Below are 21,727 nucleotides of genomic sequence, written 5' to 3'. Positions count from 1 at the left end.
CTTTATCCCAGATCGCCGAACCGAACCTGCAAAGCGGTGATTGCGGTGAGTGCTGTTGTTTCTGTTCTTAATACACGAGGACCTAATAAAATATCAGTAAAATGGTATTTTGCTGTCATGGCAATTTCTTCAGGAGATAATCCCCCCTCAGGGCCAATTAATAGTCGTACTTTTTTAACTGGAAGTGGCAAGGTATTAATACTTTGGCTTGCTCTAGGGTGTAAATTAAGTTTTAAGCTATCATCCGTTTGGGCACACCACGCCTCTAATGACATCACCGGCATAAGCTGTGGAATTTTATTTCTGCCACATTGTTCACAGGCTGAGATAATAATTTTTTGCCATTGCTGATGCTTTTTTTCTAAACGACTAGGATCTAGTTTAACACCACAACGTTCAGAGATCAGCGGAGTAATGGTGTTAACACCTAATTCAACGGACTTTTGGATAGTAAACTCCATTTTCTCACCACGTGAAAGTACTTGGCCTAAATGAAGATCAAGTGGGGATTCTCTATCATCCATTTGTCCTTCATTAACCTGCACAATCACTGATTTTTTGCTGCTTTCGATAATATCAGCATCAAATACTTGATTGGAGCCATCAAAAAGTGCCAGTTTTTGGCCTTTTGACATTCTTAATACTCGTCCAACGTGATTTGCAGCTTCTTCTGCTAATGAAGTTTGTGTACCTGCACTGAGTGGCTCTGGATGATAAATGCGAGGAATACGCATAACGTGAAACCCTTACGTAAAATGTTAACCATGATAAACAAGATATTGTGATATGCATCATACGCATGCCATTAGCTCATGCAAGTTATCAGGTGGCTTTTTCTATCATTATAGCTGGATTTTATTTGCGAGATTTGTCGTAAAACTTCATGTTTGCAATATGATAAAACAACCATTGCTTGGAAGTAATAGCATTCTATTTTAGAGTCCTAGATTAGGAACTCGCAAATATCAAGGATAGATATTTATGTTATTACCGCAAAACATCATGATTACAATGGCCTTTTTTACCTTTTTAAAAGGGTATAGCGATTATTTCTCTACCTCTGTTTTAGCACGCCTCTCACCTATTCGTTATCAGCAATTGTGGCAAGTCTATTTAATTATCTGTTTTTATTGGTCTTTTACTATTTCTAATTATTCGTTATTAATATTATTTCTATTGTTTAGTTTTTACCTCTTAACTCTCTCGTTTTTCGATGCAGATTATCTTCAGCTACCTGATAACTTAACTTTTTGGTTACTTTTCTTTGGAATTACGCTTAATTTAACGCCTTATGGCGTGATTTCTTCAACTTGCTCTTTTTATGGCTGTTTAGTCGCAAGCTTGTTTTTTTATAGTATTTATTGGCTCGGTTATTGGATATATCAAGAGACTATTTTGGGGTTGGGTGATGTAAAGCTTTTTAGTGCCATAGGCGCTTGGTGTGGAATAGAACTATTACCTTATATCCTCTTTTTCGCTGCACTATTAGGGATTGTTATTTATATGCTTATTTGGGCTTTTACTAATGTGAAGATAAAGCAGATTGCCTTTGGCTCTTGCCTTGCATTTTCAGCGATAGTTGTTTTAAGAGTAAAGACAATAATAATGTATTGAATAGGCTAATATTTCTTGCTGAATATTAAATAAGAGTGAGGTGTAGAATTTGTCTACACCTTCAAGTCTCTATCATTATTTACTCTATTTTCAGTAAGGTATTACAGCGTTTGTTTTAGAAAAGAAGTCCAACTTTTTGTATCGCCAAAATAATTCTCTACTGGGATCAACTGGTAGGTTTGGTTATCTTCAATACATAGGGTTGGGAAACCACGACCATTTACTTGATGCATTAATTGTTGAGTTTGCTGTATATGTTGAGTTATTTCATACTCATTTACTTGCGTAAATAGCGTCGAAAAAAGGGTGATATCAAACCCGAGTTTTTGTACGATAAAAAATAGCACATCTTTATCACTAATATTTAATCCATCAAGATAATAGGCATCTTGTAACGCTTTTAATAACATGACATCTCTATCGCCCATTTTTCTTGCTACCAATATCGCTGCAATTGGCATCAGTGAGTTTAATGTCATCTCTGTATTGGCGAGGTTATTGCGGTATTGCTGACTAAAAACTTGCCCCGATAACTGGCTAATACGTTCATCGATAGGGGTTACATGCTCTTTCCATGCATCGCCCCCTGTCACTTTTCTTGTCGGGGTAAATAATCCCCCACCATGTAGCGTTAGTACATGTGGGTATTCGTGACTCACTACTTCAATAAGTGGGGCAATGCCGTAGCACCACCCACAAAGTGGATCGTAAATATAGTGCAGCTTTTTGGTGCTATTTTCTTGGTTCACATGGCTTACTGAGGCCATTTCATCTCTCCTTTAAGGACTTTTGCGCTAAGCTCTAAACTCGATTTATCTGCTAAGTCAGGATAACTTTTTTCCATCGCCGCAATAAATTGTTCTGAGTTTTGAGTTTCAGCGAGTTTAGTTTCTGCCTCTTTAAGGTAATTCATTGTGAAATCAACAGAACGCATATCATAATTGCTTTTTGGAACATAATGTCCCGGAATAACCGTTTTAGGTGATAACGTTTTAATCTGTTGTAACGCTTCTAGCCAATATTGGCGTTGTGCTTTAGATTGAGTATCTGCTAGCCACACATGAATATTTTCAGACAGTATTACCCCACCCATAATAGCATTCAGTTTTGGCACATAAACATAGGTTCTTTCTGGAGATTGGCTATCTAATCCTTTGATATAGAGTTTTTCACCTTCAAGAGAAAAACTATCACCAGTAACGACTTCAGGAATGATAACTTTTTTAGGGGCATTGTCTTTGAGGACAGGCCCCCAGTAGGCAAGTTTTCCTGCTTGGGTTTCATTAATGATTTTGACGGTGGGAGCTGAGGCAATCACTTTAGCATTTGGAAATGCTTCAGTAATGACATCTAACCCAAAATAAAAATCGGGATCAGAATGGCTGATATAGATATAAGTTAAGTTTTTCCCTGATGCTTTAATTTTATCGACTAAGGCTTGAGCATCATTTTTTTGGAACTGAGCATCGATTAAGACAGCATCTTTATCACCATAAATGATTTCAGATGAAACAGGGAATACACTGGCATCACCGGGATTGTAGATATCTAATGTTAACTCTGTTGCCATCACAGAAGTGGCGAAAAACGCAGTAGTTGCAAGTGTTAAAGGAAGTAATTTTTTCATCTTTATTTTCTCCATCATGTTGATGCGTTCTATAATAGGTTGCATGAAATGAGAGAAAAACCCTGTTTTGGTGAATACATTGTTGCATAAATCGAGCAAATAATATGGACAAAATTAAAGCATCAGAGGTTTTTGTGACCATCGTTAAGCAAGGTAGCATGATTAAAGCTGCTGATTATCTAGGTATGTCTAGAGCAATGGTGACGCGCTATCTTAATGAAATGGAGGAGTGGGCTGGGGTGCGTTTGTTGCATAGAACAACCCGTAAGCAGAGTCTGACTTCCGTGGGAGAATTAGTTTATCAACAAAGTTTACAACTGCTAGAGATGGCCGAGCGTATTCCCGCGAATATTCCCAAAGAGAGTCACCAAATCAGTGGGCTGGTGCGTATTACAACGGCACAATCACTCGCTAATTGTGCATTATCTGTGGCTATAACTGAATTTATACAACTTTATCCTCTTATTGCAGTCGATTTGCAGATATCTAATCAGACAGTCAATCTTATTGAAGAGCGTATTGATATTGCATTGCGTATTACCAACCATTTAGAGCCTAATCTGATAGCCCGCCCTTTAGCAAAATGTCTTTCTGTGGTTTGTGCTCATAAAGATTATTTAGCTAAACATGGTATCCCTAACACGCCGGATGATTTGACTTATCATCAATGCCTCACATATCGCTTTTTTGGCAGTAGCTTGTGGGAGTTTAGTTTAGGTGATGAGCGCTATTCTGTTCCTGTAGGTGGTAATTTAAGTGCCAATGAGTCGGTTGTGTTATTGCAAGCCACTTTGCAAGGTGCCGGAGTCTCCTTACAACCTTACTGCTCGGCAAAACCCTATCTTGAACGGGGTGAGTTAGAAATTTTGTTAGCGGATTATCAGCCACAGCCTATGGGAATTTATGCCGTGTTAGCGAGCCGACAAAACATGCCCGCAGCCGTGCGTGTTTTACTGGATTTTCTGGTTGACTGGTTTGCCTCTTCGCCTCATTGGTTGTCATTATCGGGTGAACGCGTGAGTTAATTGTTTTGGATAATTGGCTAAAGTGGTTTTCATCACATCAATAAAATAGCGCACAAGTTGTGATGAGGGGCGATGAGATGGTGTGATCAAACTCACCGTAAATGGAATGGTAAAACTCAGTGGTCGTATACAGAGATCACTATATTGATAATCAAGGGCAGTAATAGGGTTAACGATAGAAACACCAATGCCTTTACTCACCATGGCACAAATTGAGGCCGCACTTTGTGTTTCCATGATCAATTGTCGAGTGATCCCCTGTTTAATAAACATAGCATCAATAAGTTGTCGATAACTATCATTAGCAGATAAGCTGATAAAACGAGTTTGATGAAAGTCTTGTGGCTGCAGTAATGCTTTTTTACTTAACACATGAGACTTTGGCAAAATAGCGACTTCATTTAACGTTAGCAGTGTTTCTTGTTGGGTTCCGGCTGGTGTTTGTGTGTGCTCAGTTAGCCCTAAATCATAATGTTGTGCAGATAACCACTCCTCTAATAAAGGAGACTCCTGTGGCACTATCGTTAAATTAACCTCGGGATACTGGCTGAGAAATTGTTGGCAAATTGAGGGTAATAGTGATTGAGCAAATGCCGGTAAACAGGTGATATTTAATTCCGCTTGATGAAAATGGCGAATACTATTGGCTGCGGTAATAATGCGATCAAGTCCATAATAAGAGCGCTGTACCTCTTCAAAAAATCTTAATCCCTCCGTGGTAGGTTGTAGGCGACCTTTAATTCTATCAAATAGCTTAAATGACAATAGCTGTTCAAGACGTGATAGTTCGCGACTGACTGTGGGTTGAGACGTTTTCAGTAAATCTGCCGCTTCGGTTAGGTTTTGTGTGGTCATCACTGCATGAAAAATTTCAATATGTCGCCAACTAAATGGAGTTTTCATAAATTTTATCCTATATCACAGATGAATAGACTATAGCTAATTTGATATTTTTATTCCCGCTTTAATTGCTTAATAATATTTTTATTCACCCTACATTGCTGAGTAAAAAATGATGACAACATCCAACAATGCGATCCTATCTCAATTAGCACAAACTTATGGCACGCCATTATGGATCTATCAAGGTGAGACTATTTCTGAACATATTGAGCAATTAAAAGCCTTTGATGTGGTTCGTTTTGCACAAAAAGCCTGCTCTAACATTCATATTTTACGGTTAATGAAACAGCAGGGCGTTAAAGTTGATTCTGTCTCACTAGGTGAAATTGAGCGGGCGTTGGTTGCCGGTTTCCAAGGTGGTCGAGAGCGTAGTGAAATTGTCTTTACCGCCGATTTACTCGATGAAAAGACGATTGAACGTGTGGTTGAATTAGATATTCCGGTTAATGCTGGTTCTATTGATATGCTTCGCCAACTTGGAGAACGTCATCAAGGGCACGCGGTATGGATAAGAATAAATCCTGGGTTTGGCCATGGACATAGCCAAAAGACCAATACGGGTGGGGAAAATAGCAAACATGGTATTTGGTATGAAGATGTGCCAGAAGCATTAGCGGTGATTAATCAATACAATTTGAGTTTGGTTGGTTTCCATATGCATATTGGCTCAGGGGTTGATTATCAGCATTTAGCGAGTGTCTGTGATGCAATGGTTGAGCAAGTACTCACCTCTAATGTTGATATCAAAGCCATTTCGGCCGGTGGGGGATTGTCAACACCTTATCAGCAAGGAGATAAAAGAGTCGATTTAAACCACTATTTCTCTTTATGGGATAGTGCTCGTCAACGTATAGCGCAACACCTTGGGCATGATATTGAACTGGAAATTGAACCAGGACGCTTTTTAGTGGCTGAGTCTGGCGTGTTAGTGTCACAAGTAAGGGCGGTTAAGTCGATGGGAAATCGTCATTATGTGCTGGTGGATGCAGGGTTTAGTGATTTAATGCGCCCAGCTATGTATGGTAGTTACCATCAAATCACATTATTAGATAAATACGGCCAATTAAAATCTAGCGAGTTTCAACAAGAAACCATAGTTGCGGGGCCTCTTTGTGAATCTGGTGATGTGTTTACCCAGCAAGAAGGAGGAATGGTTGCTCCTCGTTTATTGCCTCCGGCAGAAGTTGGTGATTACTTAGTTATTCATGATACGGGGGCTTATGGTGCATCAATGTCATCTAACTATAATAGTCGTCCCCTTATTCCTGAAGTGTTAATTTCACAGGGCATACCTCAATTAATTAGACGTCGTCAAACCATTGAAGAGCTATTAGCGCTAGAAATTAACCTGTAACTTTTACTATTCCTCCCAGTGTGATCATCTCCCAATAAAAAACACCTCATTATTAAATTAAAATAATGAGGTGTTGTATCCGTGTTTCAGTCGTTAAATGGCAGACTATTTATTGACGATCATAACGGCATAATTAGGCTGCTTTATCTGTTTTTATTGTGTCAGTTGACGACTTTTTTGCCGGCACCGCCAAGGCATCAAAGTCAAATTCATCCACATTAATACTACGTAAACGGCTTTGCTCCGCTTTGCGTAAGATATCTGCTTCTTCGGGAGTCACTCGTTTATCAGCTAAAGCCTTATCCGCTAATTTATCTAATTGAGTGAAGCTAAATTTCTTTTCATAGAGTCGACAGATACGTTCAAACAGTGGCTCTGCAGCTAAAATATCGAGCAGAGCTTCTTCCATTAAACCATGAGGATTGTGCTCACTGGGTGTGAGGAATTGCCCTTTACCAATACGATCACGGGTTTCAGAAGGTTGTTGGATAATTTGAGCCACTTTACTATCTAACTTATCTGAAGGCAGTTTCTGCACTTTACCCAGAGGGAAAATAATGGCGCGCAGAGCTCCTGCAATAAAACGATTTGGGAAATTGCGTAATAGCTCATCAATGGCATTTTCTGCTTGGTATAAACACTCTTTAATACTCCAGTGTACCAGTGGTAAATCAGCGGTATTACGACCTTCATCCTCATAACGTTTTAGCACCGCAGAGGCGAGGAAAATATGACTTAAAATATCGCCAAGTCTTGCAGAAATACGTTCACGACGTTTTAAACTACCACCTAAAACCCCCATGGCAACATCAGAAAGTAACGCCATGTTGGCACTGAGCCGGTTAATTTGTTGGTAATAACGACGAGTTTCATCTTTTGTTGGCGCGGTACTTAAGCGACCATTAGTGATACCTAACCAAAGGCTACGTAATGTATTACTGGCAACATGGCCTAAGTGACCAAATAAGGCATGATCAAAGTCGTGTAAGTTATTATCTCTAGCCGCTGCAATTTCATCTAAAACATAAGGGTGGCAACGAATAGCCCCTTGTCCATAAATGATCATGCTACGAGTGAGAATATTAGCGCCTTCCACCGTAATGGCGATGGGGGAGCCTTGATAAGAGCGAGCCACAAAGTTAGAAGGGCCAAGACAAATCCCTTTTCCACCAACAATATCCATTGCATCAATAATCCCGCGTTGCGCTCTATGGGTACAATGATATTTTACGATTGCAGAAAGTACGGCAGGCTTTTCTCCTAACATAATACCTGTGGTAATTAAGGTTGAAGCTGCGTCCAAGAGATAAGCATTACCAGCAAGGCGCGCTAATGGCTCTTCAATTCCTTCCATCTTCCCGATAGGAAGCTTAAATTGACGACGAATTCGAGAGTAAGCACCTGTTGCCATTGCTGCACTTTTTAAGCCTCCAGTGGAGTTAGATGGCAGTGTGATACCACGACCGACTGAAAGACATTCCACCAGCATTCTCCAACCTTGGCCTGCCATTTTTGGACCACCGATAATAAAATCGATAGGAACGAAAACATCTTTACCACGAGTGGGACCATTCATAAAAGGAACATTGAGTGGGAAATGGCGATGACCAATTTCTACCCCTTTTACGTCGGTTGGAATTAAAGCACAAGTAATACCGGGGTTTTCATCATCACTCAGTAGATGGTCTGGATCGCGAAGTTTAAAAGCGAGTCCTAATACTGTGGCTATAGGTGCTAAAGTAATATAGCGTTTATTCCATGTGAGACGAATACCAAGGACTTGCTCACCTTGCCACTCCCCCATACAAACCACACCACTATCAGGGATAGCGCCAGCATCAGAGCCTGCTTCAGGGCTGGTTAATGCAAAGCATGGAATTTCATCACCTTTGGCTAAACCAGGTAAGTAACGTTTTTTCTGCTCATCAGTACCATAATGTTGCAATAACTCACCTGGACCTAATGAATTAGGTACACCTACAGTGATGGCGAGAATACCAGAAACACCCGCGAGCTTTTGCAGTACACGAGATTGTGCATAGGCAGAAAACTCTAATCCGCCATACTCTTTTTTGATAATCATCGCAAAGAAGCGATGGTCTTTTAAATATTGCCAAATCTCAGGAGGTAAATCAGCTAGTTCATGTGTGATTTGGAAATCATTGGTCATGCGACAAACTTCTTCAACTGGACCATCCAGAAAAGCTTGTTCTTCAGCGGTAAGTTGTGGCTTAGGATAATTGTGAAGTTGTTTCCAATCTGGTGCTCCACGGAATAATTCACCTTCCCACCATGTTGTTCCCGCATCAATGGCCTCTTGCTCTGTCTTAGACATAGATGGCATCACTTTTTGGAATGCCTTTAGTGCAGGGGCAGAAATATATGCTTTGCGAATAGAAGGAAGAGTGAATGGTAATAATATCAATGCAACGGGCAGTAGTAGCCAGTAGCTCCAGATATTGGCTAAACCCATCACGAAAGTATAAGCAATAAGTAAGATACTGCTTACTACAAGGCTGTATTTTCGGTAACTAAGTATACCGATGAGAACTAAGAAAAGCACAATACTGAGTAGGGTCATAATAAAACTCCTGTATTTGCAAGACATCAGAGGTCAGACCTGTTATGTGTTATTTAGATCTAATGCAGTCACCAAGTTTTAGCAATATTTTTACATTCTAATTACAATGTAGCTCACAAATTATTCGTAAATGAGAGAAGTTAGCATTTGTAGGTAAAGAGGTGCTTCTTTCGTATCATTGGATCCGTTACACTGAGAAATAGATATTTTTTGATCCCTTTTCTGGAGTAAAAATCCTATGTACCAAGATCTTATTCGTGGCGAATTAACTGAAGCGGCAGATACACTCTCTCGTTTTTTACAAGATGATGCGAATATTGAAGCCATTCAAAAAGCAGCTGTATTATTAGCAGACTCATTTAAAGCAGGTGGCAAAGTTTTATCCTGTGGTAATGGGGGATCACACTGTGATGCCATGCATTTTGCAGAAGAATTAACGGGGCGCTATCGTGAAAATAGACCCGGTTATCCTGCTATCGCAATTTCTGATGTGAGCCATATTTCTTGTGTGAGTAACGACTTTGGTTATGAATATGTTTTTTCACGTTATGTGGAAGCGGTAGGTAAAGAGGGTGACGTATTACTGGGGATCTCAACTTCCGGTAATTCAGGCAATATTATTAAAGCCATTAGTGCCGCTCGTGAAAAAGGTATGAAAGTTATTACTCTAACAGGTAAAGATGGCGGAAAAATGGCAGGGAGTGCAGATATTGAAATTCGTGTCCCTCATTTTGGTTATGCCGACCGTATTCAAGAAATCCATATCAAAGTTATTCATATTCTGATCCAGCTGATTGAAAAAGAAATGGAAAAATAACGATATAGTAATATTGCCTTATATGAATAATTAAAGCGTGAGTAAGTAGGAGCGGGCGATGTGTGAATTGTTGGGCATGAGTGCAAATGTACCCACTGATATCAATTTTAGTTTAAGTGGCCTCATTCCTCGTGGTGGTAAAACTGGCCCTCATAAAGACGGCTGGGGTATCACCTTTTATGAAGGATTAGGATGTCGTACATTTAAAGATCCACAAGCTAGTGCCGTTTCACCCGTCGCTCGTTTTGTACAAGAATACCCCATTAAATCACATGCTGTCATTGCGCATATTCGCCAAGCTAATCGAGGTAATGTCAGTTTAGAAAATACGCATCCTTTTACCCGTGAACTGTGGGGTAAAAATTGGACTTATGCTCATAATGGACAACTTAAAGGTTATCAATCACTGGATACAGGGCGTTTTAGAGCGGTAGGACAGACTGATAGTGAAAAAGCCTTTTGCTGGATATTAAATCAGCTTGAAAAGCGTTACCAGAGAACACCATCTAATTGGCCGGCTGTCTTTCGTTTCATTGCTATTTTAGCTGATCAATTGCGACAAAAAGGTGTGTTTAATATGTTGTTATCCGATGGCCGGTTTGTTATGGCATATTGTTCAACTAATTTACACTGGATAACCCGTAAAGCTCCTTTTGGTAAGGCCAAATTGCTGGATCAAGATATTGAAATTGATTTTCAGCAACACACTAAAGCGGATGATATTGTGTCGGTAATATCGACATTACCCTTAACAGGTAATGAATCTTGGCAAAAAATTCCTGTTGGTGAGTTTGTTTTATTTGATCGTGGGTTGCGAATTTTGTAACCATTTACTATCGATACTTTTAGCTAAATTTAATGTGGAAATAGCCTCACGATTATTCACCAAATAGCGACCGTTTTTTACACTAATTGCTGGGATTTTTTTGTATTCTTCCACATATTGGTAAGCAGGTGCTAACTGTTGCCAAAAATCCATATTGGCAGAGTATTGGAATTTTTTCATATTTTCGGCTGTCATTTTAAAAGGGAAAATATGAATATTAATGCTCGGTTGGCCATTTTTCAGCGCAAGTTCGGCATATTGGTAGATTTCATCCATCACAGTATCGGTCATTGCGTAGCAACCCACTGATTTACAAGCACCGTGGATCATCAAGAAATCACCGGTATAACCTTGCTCTTGATCGTATTGATTAGGAAATCCTAGGTTAATTGCTCGATAAAACCGACTATTTGGGTTAAGCTGAGTTCGATTAACTTGATAAAAGCCTTCGGGACTTTTTAAATCACCTTGATATTTCTTCGGACCTAATCCTCCCGAATAGCTACAAATGGGATAAGTACGTATTTTCTCTAATTGTCCATCCTGTTTTTCTATATACAGTTCTAGTAAGTTTTCTTCTTTAAATATTTGAATATAGATGGGCTCTCCTGTACTTTTTTTAACAGGTTTGATAAGAAATTTTGAACTATTTTCGGCATTAACAAATAATGAGGTTAATATTATTGTTAAAAATATGATTAATTGTTTTGCGTGACTGGTCATGGTTTTATCAAAAAAAAGGCTTAAAATTTGTTGATAAACTAGATTGTAGATTGCAATGAAGCAATCAATTTGTAAATTTAAATCTACTATGGTTTCTTTTCTATTACAAAATATTCTGTATAAAACTTAATCGTTGGTCGAGAAATGTGATATTTTAATTCGGTTTATGCGAATTGTTAACGTTTCAGTCAAAATAATATTCCCATTTGCTTGAGCTAAATCACTCGAATAGTCAGACAGGCTGAAACTGAGATGATAAAATTCAGATCGGCAGAATAAGAGAAAATAGTAACAATTATCGGAGATAAATAACTTAGGGTATCAAACTACCTTAAGGTGTTTTTATTACAGAGTCGCTACATTTTCGGGGTGAATTTGTAGCTTAGGGTTTAACTGATAAACTTGTGCAAATCTTATGATTAAAATTAAAAAAGGACTCGACCTCCCAATTGCAGGAGCGCCTGCCCAAGTGATAGAAGACGGACCCGCGATTCGACACGTAGCTTTGCTAGGTGAAGAATATGTCGGAATGCGTCCTTCTATGATGGTTTCGGAAGGTGAGCATGTTAAAAAAGGGCAGGTTCTTTTTGAAGATAAAAAGAACCCCGGTGTAATATTCACAAGCCCTGCGTGTGGTAAAGTTGTTGCCATTAACCGCGGTGAGCGCCGTGTACTTCAATCCGTTGTTATTGAAGTTGACGGCGATGAAGAAGTCACTTTCGACAGTTATGATAGCTCATCACTTTCAGAATTGACCCGTGAACAAGTAGAAACAAACCTAGTAAATTCAGGTTTATGGACAGCGTTAAGAACACGTCCATACAGTCGTTCCCCTAAATTAGGAACCACGCCGGTGGCAATTTTTGTCACTGCGATGGATACTAATCCATTAGCGGCAGATCCTACTGTGATCATTGAACAAAACGAGCAGGCTTTTAACGATGGTCTGATTGTTTTAAGTAAATTAACAGAGGGTAAGGTGCATGTTTGTCATGGTGAAAAAGCACCGGCAAAACTCAATGATGGACAAATTAGCTATAACCAATTTGTTGGCCCTCATCCTGCGGGATTAGTGGGTACTCATATCCATTTCTTAGAGCCAGTCAGCGCGAAAAAAATGGTATGGCATCTTAACTACCAAGATGTTATTGCGATAGGGTATCTCTTTACTACTGGCTCTTTATATACCGAGCGTGTTGTTGCATTAGCGGGACCTCAAGTTAAAGCCCCTCGATTATTACGTACCTGTTTAGGTGCTGATCTTTATGAATTAACGAAAGATCAATTAGTCGATGGTGATAATCGTATTATTTCTGGCTCTATTTTATGGGGTTGGAAATCGGACGAAGCGCATCACTATTTAGGCCGTTTTCATAACCAAGTCTCTGTATTACGCGAAGGTCGTGAAAAAGAGTTATTTGGTTGGGGTTATCCAGGTACTAATAAATTCTCCATTACACGTACCACAATTGGTCACTTCTTAAAGAACAAACGTTTTGCATTTACAACCACAATGAATGGTGGTGAACGTTCAATGGTGCCAATTGGTAACTATGAGCGTGTTATGCCATTAGACATTATGGCAACACATTTGTTACGTGATTTGATTGTCGGTGATACTGACAGTGCTCAAGCATTAGGTTGTTTGGAATTGGACGAAGAAGATTTGGGATTATGTACTTATGTTTGTCCAAGCAAATATGAGTATGGCCCAGCACTGCGCCAAGTATTGACCAAAATTGAGCAGGAAGGGTAACTCATGGGGTTGAAAAATTTATTTGAAAAAGTAGAGCACCATTTTGAGCCCGGTGGTAAATACGCCAAGTGGTATGTACTCTATGAAGCGGTCACAACGGTTTTTTATACGCCGGGTACGGTGACACGTAATGGTTCGCATGTACGCGATACCATCGATCTAAAACGTATGATGATCCTTGTTTGGTTATCTGTTTTCCCAGCGATGTTCTGGGGAATGTATAACGTTGGTCAACAAGCGATCCCTGCTCTTAATCAGTTGTATAGTGGTGCTGAGTTACAGCAAGTGATTGCTTCTGATTGGCACTATGCACTTGCACAGTATTTAGGTGCATCATTGACACCAGATGCTGGGTGGGGAAGTAAAATGCTCCTTGGGGCAACTTACTTTTTACCTATCTATCTTGTTGTATTTGCGGTAGGTGGTTTCTGGGAAGTGTTATTTTCCCTTATTCGCGGACATGAAATTAACGAAGGTTTCTTTGTTACTTCTATTCTGTTTGCGTTAATTGTGCCACCCACATTACCATTATGGCAGGCTGCTTTAGGTATCACCTTTGGTGTCGTAATTGCAAAAGAGATTTTTGGTGGAACAGGACGTAACTTCTTAAACCCCGCATTAGCAGGGCGTGCTTTCCTCTTTTTTGCTTATCCGGCACAAATTTCAGGTGATCTTGTTTGGACTGCCGCTGATGGTTTCTCTGGTGCAACCCCTCTCTCTCAATGGTCTGTTTCTGGTCAAAGTGCATTGTTAAATAATGTCACTCAGCAGCCTATTTCTTGGATGGATGCATTCCTTGGAAATATCCCCGGTTCTATTGGTGAAGTCTCAACACTGATGATCCTAATTGGCGGCGCAATCATTTTATTTGCTCGTATCGCATCATGGCGCATTGTTGCCGGTGTGATGGTGGGTATGATTGCAATGTCATATCTGTTTAACTTGATTGGTTCTGACTCTAATCCATTATTCTCAATGCCTTGGCACTGGCACCTCGTATTAGGTGGCTTTGCATTTGGTATGATGTTTATGGCAACCGATCCGGTATCAGCTTCATTCACTGATAAAGGCAAATGGGCTTACGGTATTTTAATTGGCGTAATGGCTGTGCTAATCCGTGTCGTCAATCCGGCTTACCCAGAAGGAATGATGCTAGCAATCTTATTCGCCAACTTATTTGCACCGCTGTTTGACTATGTGGTTGTTCAGGCGAATATTAAGCGGAGAAAAGCTCGTGGCTAAAGAAAAAAACAAAGATAGCGTCGGAAGAACGTTCCTCGTTGTATTTATTCTATGTCTTGTTTGTTCCGTGGTAGTGGCTGGCTCTGCTGTTGGACTTAAATCTAAGCAAGAAGAGCAAAAGCTACTGGATAAACAACGTAATATTCTAGATGTTGCTGGTTTATTGGTGCCTAAGATGAGCGCCAGTGAAGTACTCAAAGTTTACGATACACGCATTAAAGCTAAGATTGTAAACTTCAAAACTGGCGAATTGACAGACAGTAAAGGCGACTTTGATTTAAATAGCGAACTACGTAGCGATGAAACTTCTATCGCACTATCACCTGAAGAAGATATTGCAAAAATTCGTCGTCGTGCCAATACCGCAGAAGTTTACTTTGTTCTTGATGATCAAGGTAAAACCCAAGAAGTGGTACTGCCCGTCTATGGTTCAGGCCTATGGTCGGTCATGTATGCCTTTGTTGCGGTAGATATTGATGGTGTAACAGCGAAGGGGATTACCTATTATTCTCATGGTGAAACGCCGGGGCTAGGTGGAGAAGTTGATAATCCGCAATGGAAGGCACAGTGGAAAGGTAAACGCTTACTGAATGAAGAAGGTGTGCCTGCTATTAAAATCGTACGTGGCGGGGCATCAGATAGTCCTTATGGTATTGATGGCCTTTCAGGTGCAACCTTAACCTCTAACGGCGTTCAACATATGTTCGATTTTTGGTTAGGTGATAAAGGTTTCGGCCCATTCCTGAAAAAAGTTCGTGAAGGAGAGATCAATGGCTGATACAAAAGAGATCAAACGCGTTTTACTCGGGCCGTTGTTAGATAATAACCCGATTGCCTTACAGGTATTAGGGGTCTGTTCTGCATTAGCAGTAACAACCAAGCTTGAGACGGCACTAGTAATGACCATTGCGGTAACATTAGTGACGGCATTCTCAAACTTCTTTATTTCACTGATCCGCAACTATATCCCCGGCAGTGTACGTATTATTGTGCAAATGGCGATCATTGCTTCATTAGTAATTGTGGTAGACCAAGTTTTACAAGCGTACGCTTATGAAATATCTAAACAGCTTTCTGTTTTCGTTGGTCTTATCATTACTAACTGTATCGTGATGGGACGCGCTGAAGCCTATGCGATGAAGTCACCACCTATCGAAAGCTTTATGGATGGTATCGGTAATGGCCTAGGATATGGGGTTATCTTGATCCTTGTTGGATTTTTACGTGAGCTATTTGGTTCAGGTAAATTATTTGGCATTACGGTGATGGAATCTATCCAAAACGGCGGTTGGTATCAACCTAATGGCTTATTCCTGTTAGCGCCAAGTGCTTTCTTTATTATTGGCTTGCTAATTTGGGGATTACGTACATTAAAACCTGCACAGGTTGAAGAGGACTAATTGCCATGGAACATTATATAAGCTTATTTGTTCGTGCTGTTTTTATTGAAAATATGGCACTGGCGTTCTTCTTAGGGATGTGTACTTTCCTTGCGGTATCTAAAAATGTAAAAACAGCATTTGGATTAGGTATTGCGGTAACCGTTGTTCTGGGTCTTTCTGTACCTTTGAATAACTTGGTGTACAACTATGTACTACGCGCGAATGCATTAATGGAAGGTGTTGATTTAAGTTTCTTAAACTTTATCACTTTCATTGGTGTGATTGCGGCTCTGGTACAGATCCTCGAGATGATTTTAGATCGCTACTTCCCTTCGCTATATAACGCATTGGGGATCTTCTTGCCACTGATCACTGTTAACTGCGCTATTTTTGGTGGTGTGTCCTTTATGGCACAACGTGACTATAACTTTAGTGAATCTATTGTATATGGTTTCGGCTCTGGAATTGGCTGGATGTTAGCTATCGTATTACTGGCTTCTATTCGCGAAAAAATGAAATACGCGGATGTACCGTCAGGTATGAAGGGATTAGGAGTTACTTTTGTCACCACAGGGTTGATGGCATTAGGTTTCATGTCCTTCTCTGGTGTTCAGCTATAAAGGGTGAGAAGAACTCATGGATATAATTATTCTAGGTGTTGCGATGTTTACCCTGATTGTATTGGTGCTAACTGCATTGATTTTGTTTGCAAAATCAAAGTTAGTCAATACAGGGGATATTGAAGTTGAGGTGAATGGAGATCCTGAAAAAAGTTTCCATGCGCCAGCCGGTGATAAATTACTCAACGTATTATCAAACGAAGGTATTTTTATCTCATCTGCATGTGGTGGTGGTGGCTCTTGTGGTCAATGCCGCGTAAAAGTACTTGAAGGTGGTGGAGATATTCTTCCTACTGAGCTTTCTCATATTAATAAGCGTGAAGCTAAAGAAGGTTGCCGTTTAGCTTGTCAGGTTAACGTTAAAAATAATCTGAAATTAGAGCTACCCGAAGAGATCTTCGGGATTAAAAAATGGGAATGTGAAGTTATCTCAAATGATAACAAAGCCACGTTTATTAAAGAGTTGGTGTTAAAAATTCCTGAAGGTGAAGTGGTACCTTTCCGTGCTGGGGGCTTTATTCAGATTGAATGTCCTCCTCACACAGTGCGCTATGAAGATTTTGATGTTCCTGAAGAGTATCGTGAAGATTGGGATAAATTTAATTTATTCCGCTATGTTTCTGAAGTTAAAGAGACCACCGTGCGTGCATACTCCATGGCGAACTACCCTGAAGAGCATGGCATTATCATGTTAAACGTGCGTATTGCGACACCGCCACCACGTAATCCTGATGTGCCACCGGGAATTATGTCATCTTATATTTGGTCATTAAAACCGGGTGATAAAGTGACAATTTCAGGGCCATTTGGTGAATTCTTCGCAAAAGAAACTGATGCGGAAATGATCTTCATTGGTGGGGGTGCTGGTATGGCACCAATGCGTTCACATATTTTTGATCAGCTAAAACGCTTACATTCTAAACGTAAAATTAGCTTCTGGTATGGTGCTCGTTCTGTGCGTGAAATGTTCTATACAGAAGATTTTGATATGCTGGCTAAAGAGAATGAAAACTTTACTTGGCATGTTGCGCTGTCAGATGCATTACCGGAAGATAATTGGACGGGTTACACCGGCTTTATTCACAATGTGCTCTATGAAAACTACCTTAAAGATCATCCAGCACCAGAAGATTGTGAATTCTATATGTGTGGACCACCAGTGATGAATGCTGCGGTGATCAAAATGCTTAAAGATTTAGGCGTAGAAGATGAAAATATTATGCTGGATGACTTTGGTGGTTGATTTTTCACATAAAGTAGATAAAGCATAACAGTATGAAATGACAAGCGCCCACTAATGTGGGCGCTCATGATCAGAAGAGAGATATATGTTAAAAAGAAAGATGATGCATGGGATCTTGATGCTATGTGCACTGGTTTTCTTATCAGCCTGTGGTGAAAAACAGCAGGTGTTAGAAGGCGAAACGATGGGAACTTACTATTCAATTAAATATGTTCCTAGTAGTGATTCACCTTCACAAAGCGTCTTACAAACAGAAATCGATCGTATTCTTGAAGAAGTGAACGATCAAATGTCAACGTATCGTCCTCAATCTGAATTAAGTCGTTTCAATCAAAGTCGTGAAATTAATACGCCATTCCCAGTTTCACCCGCTACTGCTAAAGTCGTTAGTGAAGCGATACGTATTAATAAAATTACGGATGGGGCTTTAGATGTTACTGTTGGGCCTTTAGTCAATTTATGGGGATTTGGCCCTGAAGGACGTTTTACTCATCAACCTTCAGCCGATGAACTAGCTAAACGTAAAAAATGGACGGGAATTGATTACCTTGCTGTGGAAGGTAATACATTAATTAAAAAAATACCTGAGCTTTATGTTGATCTCTCTTCTATTGCTAAAGGTTACGGTGTTGATGCTGTTGCCGAATATTTGATTTCTCAAAATATTACCAATTATATGGTTGATATTGGTGGTGAGGTGAGAACACAAGGTGTTAATGGTAATGATAAACCTTGGCGTATTGCGATTGAAAAACCTGCTAATGATGGCACCACACAGAGTGTACAATTAATTATTGAACCGGGTGATAATTCGATTGCGACATCGGGAGATTATCGTAACTATTTTGAAGAAGATGGCGTCCGTTTTTCTCATACGATTGATCCTACAACAGGTCGCCCAATCAAACATAACCTTGCTTCTATTACCGTAATTGTACCTACTTGTATGAGTGCTGATGGTTTATCAACAGGGTTAAATGTTCTGGGGCCTGAAAAGGGCTTAGAGGTAGCAAATAAATTAAATATTCCTGTTTTTATGATAGTTAAAACTGAAAATGGGTTTGAAGAGCGTTATAGTAAGGCATTCGCCCCATTCTTGAAAAAGTAGAATTTAAGGAGAGAAGGTTATGTTAAAAATATTTCTTTTTGCCTTCATCTTGTTCTTACTGGCATTCTTTGGAATGGCTTTAGGATATATTGTTAAACGTAAAAGTATTCAGGGCAGTTGTGGTGGTTTAGGCTCTATTGGTATTGAGAAAGAGTGTGATTGTCCTGAACCTTGTGATGCTCGTAAAAAAAGAATGGCGAAAGAAGCTGCTCGCCAAGAGCTATTGCAGAAAAATCGCATCTTATAATTTGGTTATCGATGCATTTTTTTGCTAACGATGGATTTATCAAGTAATAGCTAAAATAAAAGAGTGACGTATATTTTATACGCCACTCTTTTTTGTTTAGAAAAATCGCTTTCAGATAAGGATATTAAGCTTTTTAATAGCGTGATTAAGTCGCTGCTACTTCCAAGGATAAGGGTTACTGCCTTCCCACTCTAATACTTCTTTTTTCGCTTCATCATAAGAATAGCCATAATGCTCTTGGAGTTTCCCTATCAGTTGCTCTCTGGTTCCTTCAATAATATCCAGTTCATCATGGGTGAGTTTTCCCCATTTTTCTTTCACTTTTCCTTTAAATAAATTCCAGTCACCAGAAGCTTTATTATTTAACATCTTATTCCACCTAACTTATTTCTGTTTATTGACACTATTAAGTGTAGAAGAGAAATGTAGTAAGGTAAAAAAGCGCCAATGTCGCAACGATGTTTACTCTTTTCTAAATGCTTTTATTTTAGCTGGAGAATCAACCATAACTGCATCAGCACCTAATTCTACTGCTTGCAAATAATCTTTCTCAGTATTGATACCGAATAAAACGATATGCGCATTACCCCCCGCACGAAAACAAGACATCGCATCTTTGTCCCAACTTAATACAGCCGCTGAACGAGCTTCACCTAAGGTATATTTTTCAACAACCTCAACTTTTCTGTGCAGTTCAAGGCCATACCAACGTGTGATATCAAGATTTTCTGGCAGTAAACAGATATGCCCCATAGTAATATTGGCTAAGATATCGCGGGTAACATCACGACTTTCAAAGCGTTGTACGTTATCAGGTAACGCATCTAAAAAAGCACTATTGGTAGAATAAACACGCGTTCTTTCTAACGCATTATGTTTGCTTAATACCGAAGCTAATGCTTTGCCTTGTATAACGGGATCGGCATCAGGTGATTTTAAGTCAATATAGAATTGTGTTTTAGGAAATTGAGTCAGAATATACTCCAATGTCGGGATAGTAACTCCTTTATTGCGATATGGAAATTGTTGTGCTTCCCCATATTTATATCCTGCATCCCATTGCGCCAATTCTTTGGCAGTAAAGGTTGAAATTGCCCCTTGCCCATTAGTGAGGCTTTTTAGATCACTTGGACGATAAAGAACAGGGACATTATCTTTAGACAGTTGAACGGTTATCCAAATTGCATCAGCTTGATTGCTTAGTGCTGTTTTGATAGCAATTTCGGTATTTTCAGGTGCATCCGCTGTGCCACCTCTGTGTGCAATAATTTTAGGAGAAGCCATAACAAATACTGAGTAAAAGAGGAATGAAATTGCAATAAATATTTTGATCATATAACTCTATTTCCTTGTTTTATATTTGATTTTCAAATAATTACGATAAAAATAAAAAGAGCAGAATAAGTTAAAAGTAATCTATCATTACTGTGTGACATTTCTATAAACAAACGTACTTAATTAAAATAATAATCACTAATATCACTTAAAATAGGTATAGATCAGGGAATAAAAATTGTAGTTAATGGTTATTTACTGTATATTTAAACAGTAAATGGCGTGAGGTGATTGTATGCGGAAAATTATTCATGTCGATATGGATTGTTTCTATGCTGCGATTGAAATGAGAGATAACCCTACATTAAAAGAGATCCCTATTGCAGTCGGTGGTAATGCTTCTCGTCGAGGTGTTATCTGTACTGCTAATTATCCTGCTCGCCGTTTTGGTGTCCGTAGTGCCATGTCAACGGCTACGGCATTAAAATTATGCCCTCATTTAAAAGTATTGCCCGGTCGCATGGCATTATATAAAGAGACTTCAGCTAAAATTCGTCAAATATTTGCCCGTTATACAGATTTAATAGAGCCGCTTTCATTAGATGAAGCTTATCTTGATGTGTCTGATAGCAAACACTGTCACGGCTCTGCCACATTGATAGCGCAACAGATCCGCCAGCAAATTTTTGCTGAACTTAACCTCACGGCTTCCGCCGGTATTGCGCCGATTAAGTTTCTCGCCAAAATAGCATCTGATTTAAATAAACCGAATGGACAATATGTGATCACCCCTGAACAGATGGATGACTTTATTTTAAAATTACCATTAAATAAAATTCCGGGAGTAGGAAAAGTCACCTTTGCTCGATTACAAGAGATGGGATTAGAAACCTGTGCTGATGTTCGTGGTACGGATGTTATTTCCTTAGTGAGAAATCTAGGTAAATTTGGGCAAAGCTTATGGGAGCGTAGCCATGGTATTGATGAGCGATTAATCAATCCTGAACGTTTAAGAAAATCTGTTGGTGTTGAGCGCACACTAGCTGAAGATATTGATTCATGGGATGAGTGTTTAGCATTGCTTGATGGATTATATGATGAATTAGAAAAACGATTAAGCCGAGTGAAACCTGATCTTAGAATTGCGAGACAAGGGGTTAAATTAAAATTTGATGATTTTCAGTTAACCACCCAAGAGCATTCTCATCCTATTTTAGAAAAAACGGATTTAATTGATATTGCTTATCAGGCATGGCATGAACGTCGAAATGGCAGGGGAGTAAGATTAGTCGGTTTTCATGTTACGTTGCAAGATCCACAAATGGAACGACAACTTCTTTTAGCATTATAAGTATTAAAAAACCATAGCGAGCATCAAGGCGCA

The 21,727-nt window shown here is 39.4% G+C and carries 22 protein-coding genes; 14 read left to right on the top strand and 8 right to left on the bottom strand.

The window, feature by feature from the left end; translation table 11 throughout:
- Positions 1-2: 2 nt before the first annotated feature.
- Positions 3-734, bottom strand: a complete 732-nt coding sequence (gene rsmE / locus GWI58_RS14630) for a 16S rRNA (uracil(1498)-N(3))-methyltransferase (protein WP_049217911.1) — start codon at positions 732-734, stop codon at positions 3-5.
- A gap of 247 nt (positions 735-981) precedes the next feature.
- Between rsmE and GWI58_RS14625 the strand changes: the two genes are divergently transcribed.
- Positions 982-1,614 (top strand): prepilin peptidase, encoded by a 633-nt coding sequence (locus GWI58_RS14625; protein WP_094959637.1) that lies wholly within the window; start codon positions 982-984, stop codon positions 1,612-1,614.
- A gap of 101 nt (positions 1,615-1,715) precedes the next feature.
- Here GWI58_RS14625 and GWI58_RS14620 read toward each other — a convergent pair whose 3' ends face one another.
- Together GWI58_RS14620 and GWI58_RS14615 are read right to left on the bottom strand one after the other, a co-directional pair.
- Entirely contained in the window at positions 1,716-2,381 is a 666-nt protein-coding gene (locus GWI58_RS14620) for a DsbA family protein (protein ID WP_094959638.1), read from the bottom strand.
- Positions 2,369-3,241: an MBL fold metallo-hydrolase gene (locus GWI58_RS14615; RefSeq protein WP_004247385.1), complete on the bottom strand. Its 873-nt coding sequence runs from the start codon at positions 3,239-3,241 to the stop codon at positions 2,369-2,371. The genes GWI58_RS14620 and GWI58_RS14615 overlap by 13 nt, the downstream gene beginning before the upstream one ends.
- 104 nt (positions 3,242-3,345) lie before the next feature.
- Here GWI58_RS14615 and GWI58_RS14610 point away from each other — a divergent pair, with 104 nt between their 5' ends.
- Positions 3,346-4,266, top strand: a complete 921-nt coding sequence (locus GWI58_RS14610; protein ID WP_004244813.1) for a LysR family transcriptional regulator — start codon at positions 3,346-3,348, stop codon at positions 4,264-4,266.
- On the opposite strand, the gene GWI58_RS14605 is transcribed toward GWI58_RS14610, so the two are convergent.
- Complete coding sequence (locus tag GWI58_RS14605) at positions 4,243-5,169, bottom strand: LysR family transcriptional regulator (RefSeq protein WP_004244812.1); 927 nt, start codon at positions 5,167-5,169, stop codon at positions 4,243-4,245. The genes GWI58_RS14610 and GWI58_RS14605 overlap by 24 nt on opposite strands.
- A 109-nt stretch (positions 5,170-5,278) precedes the next feature.
- Here GWI58_RS14605 and lysA point away from each other — a divergent pair, with 109 nt between their 5' ends.
- Entirely contained in the window at positions 5,279-6,523 is a 1,245-nt protein-coding gene (lysA, locus tag GWI58_RS14600; protein WP_004244810.1) for a diaminopimelate decarboxylase, read from the top strand.
- 133 nt (positions 6,524-6,656) lie between these two features.
- Here the strand turns inward: lysA and fadE are convergent, their stop codons facing one another.
- Complete coding sequence (gene fadE / locus GWI58_RS14595; RefSeq protein WP_004247387.1) at positions 6,657-9,104, bottom strand: acyl-CoA dehydrogenase FadE; 2,448 nt, start codon at positions 9,102-9,104, stop codon at positions 6,657-6,659.
- Positions 9,105-9,342: 238 nt separating this feature from the next.
- Here fadE and lpcA point away from each other — a divergent pair, with 238 nt between their 5' ends.
- Positions 9,343-9,921, top strand: a complete 579-nt coding sequence (gene lpcA, locus GWI58_RS14590; protein ID WP_004244807.1) for a D-sedoheptulose 7-phosphate isomerase — start codon at positions 9,343-9,345, stop codon at positions 9,919-9,921.
- Positions 9,922-9,979: 58 nt separating this feature from the next.
- Positions 9,980-10,747 carry a class II glutamine amidotransferase gene (locus GWI58_RS14585; RefSeq protein WP_004244806.1) on the top strand — a complete coding sequence of 256 codons (768 nt, stop codon included), beginning with the start codon at positions 9,980-9,982 and terminating at the stop codon, positions 10,745-10,747.
- Here GWI58_RS14585 and GWI58_RS14580 read toward each other — a convergent pair.
- Entirely contained in the window at positions 10,718-11,470 is a 753-nt protein-coding gene (locus GWI58_RS14580; RefSeq protein ID WP_161769301.1) for a L,D-transpeptidase family protein, read from the bottom strand. The genes GWI58_RS14585 and GWI58_RS14580 overlap by 30 nt on opposite strands.
- Positions 11,471-11,885: 415 nt before the next feature.
- Between GWI58_RS14580 and GWI58_RS14575 the strand changes: the two genes are divergently transcribed.
- From GWI58_RS14575 to nqrM, 8 genes are all read left to right on the top strand, one after another.
- Positions 11,886-13,226 (top strand): Na(+)-translocating NADH-quinone reductase subunit A, encoded by a 1,341-nt coding sequence (locus tag GWI58_RS14575; RefSeq protein WP_004247390.1) that lies wholly within the window; start codon positions 11,886-11,888, stop codon positions 13,224-13,226.
- A gap of 3 nt (positions 13,227-13,229) precedes the next feature.
- The gene (locus GWI58_RS14570) at positions 13,230-14,468 is read left to right on the top strand and encodes an NADH:ubiquinone reductase (Na(+)-transporting) subunit B (protein WP_004244803.1); all 1,239 of its coding nucleotides are present in this window, start codon (positions 13,230-13,232) and stop codon (positions 14,466-14,468) included.
- Positions 14,461-15,246, top strand: a complete 786-nt coding sequence (locus GWI58_RS14565) for a Na(+)-translocating NADH-quinone reductase subunit C (RefSeq protein ID WP_004244802.1) — start codon at positions 14,461-14,463, stop codon at positions 15,244-15,246. Before GWI58_RS14570 ends, GWI58_RS14565 begins: the two co-directional genes overlap by 8 nt.
- Entirely contained in the window at positions 15,239-15,868 is a 630-nt protein-coding gene (locus GWI58_RS14560) for an NADH:ubiquinone reductase (Na(+)-transporting) subunit D (RefSeq protein WP_012367566.1), read from the top strand. The genes GWI58_RS14565 and GWI58_RS14560 overlap by 8 nt, the downstream gene beginning before the upstream one ends.
- Positions 15,869-15,873: 5 nt before the next feature.
- Positions 15,874-16,470, top strand: coding sequence for an NADH:ubiquinone reductase (Na(+)-transporting) subunit E (gene nqrE, locus GWI58_RS14555; protein WP_004244800.1), 597 nt, complete (start codon positions 15,874-15,876; stop codon positions 16,468-16,470).
- A gap of 16 nt (positions 16,471-16,486) precedes the next feature.
- Positions 16,487-17,713 (top strand): NADH:ubiquinone reductase (Na(+)-transporting) subunit F, encoded by a 1,227-nt coding sequence (gene nqrF, locus GWI58_RS14550; protein ID WP_004244799.1) that lies wholly within the window; start codon positions 16,487-16,489, stop codon positions 17,711-17,713.
- Positions 17,714-17,798: 85 nt separating this feature from the next.
- A complete protein-coding gene (locus GWI58_RS14545) occupies positions 17,799-18,821 on the top strand; it encodes an FAD:protein FMN transferase (protein ID WP_004244798.1) in 1,023 nt (340 codons plus the stop codon).
- Between the two features lie 19 nt (positions 18,822-18,840).
- Positions 18,841-19,068 carry a (Na+)-NQR maturation NqrM gene (gene nqrM, locus GWI58_RS14540; protein WP_004244797.1) on the top strand — a complete coding sequence of 76 codons (228 nt, stop codon included), beginning with the start codon at positions 18,841-18,843 and terminating at the stop codon, positions 19,066-19,068.
- A 156-nt stretch (positions 19,069-19,224) separates the two neighbouring features.
- Here the strand turns inward: nqrM and GWI58_RS14535 are convergent, their stop codons facing one another.
- The gene (locus GWI58_RS14535) at positions 19,225-19,437 is read right to left on the bottom strand and encodes a CsbD family protein (protein WP_004244796.1); all 213 of its coding nucleotides are present in this window, start codon (positions 19,435-19,437) and stop codon (positions 19,225-19,227) included.
- A 93-nt stretch (positions 19,438-19,530) separates the two neighbouring features.
- Positions 19,531-20,403, bottom strand: a complete 873-nt coding sequence (locus GWI58_RS14530; RefSeq protein ID WP_004244795.1) for a glycerophosphodiester phosphodiesterase family protein — start codon at positions 20,401-20,403, stop codon at positions 19,531-19,533.
- Positions 20,404-20,638: 235 nt separating this feature from the next.
- On the opposite strand from GWI58_RS14530, the gene dinB reads away from it, so the two are divergent.
- Positions 20,639-21,694 (top strand): DNA polymerase IV, encoded by a 1,056-nt coding sequence (gene dinB / locus GWI58_RS14525; protein WP_004244794.1) that lies wholly within the window; start codon positions 20,639-20,641, stop codon positions 21,692-21,694.
- The last annotated feature ends 33 nt before the right edge of the window (positions 21,695-21,727 follow it).

Source organism: Proteus sp. G2674 (assembly GCF_009915195.1).
GTDB lineage: Bacteria > Pseudomonadota > Gammaproteobacteria > Enterobacterales > Enterobacteriaceae > Proteus > Proteus mirabilis.
The sequence above is the reverse complement of the archived record's forward strand: the minus strand, read 5'-3'. Positions and strand labels throughout refer to the sequence as shown.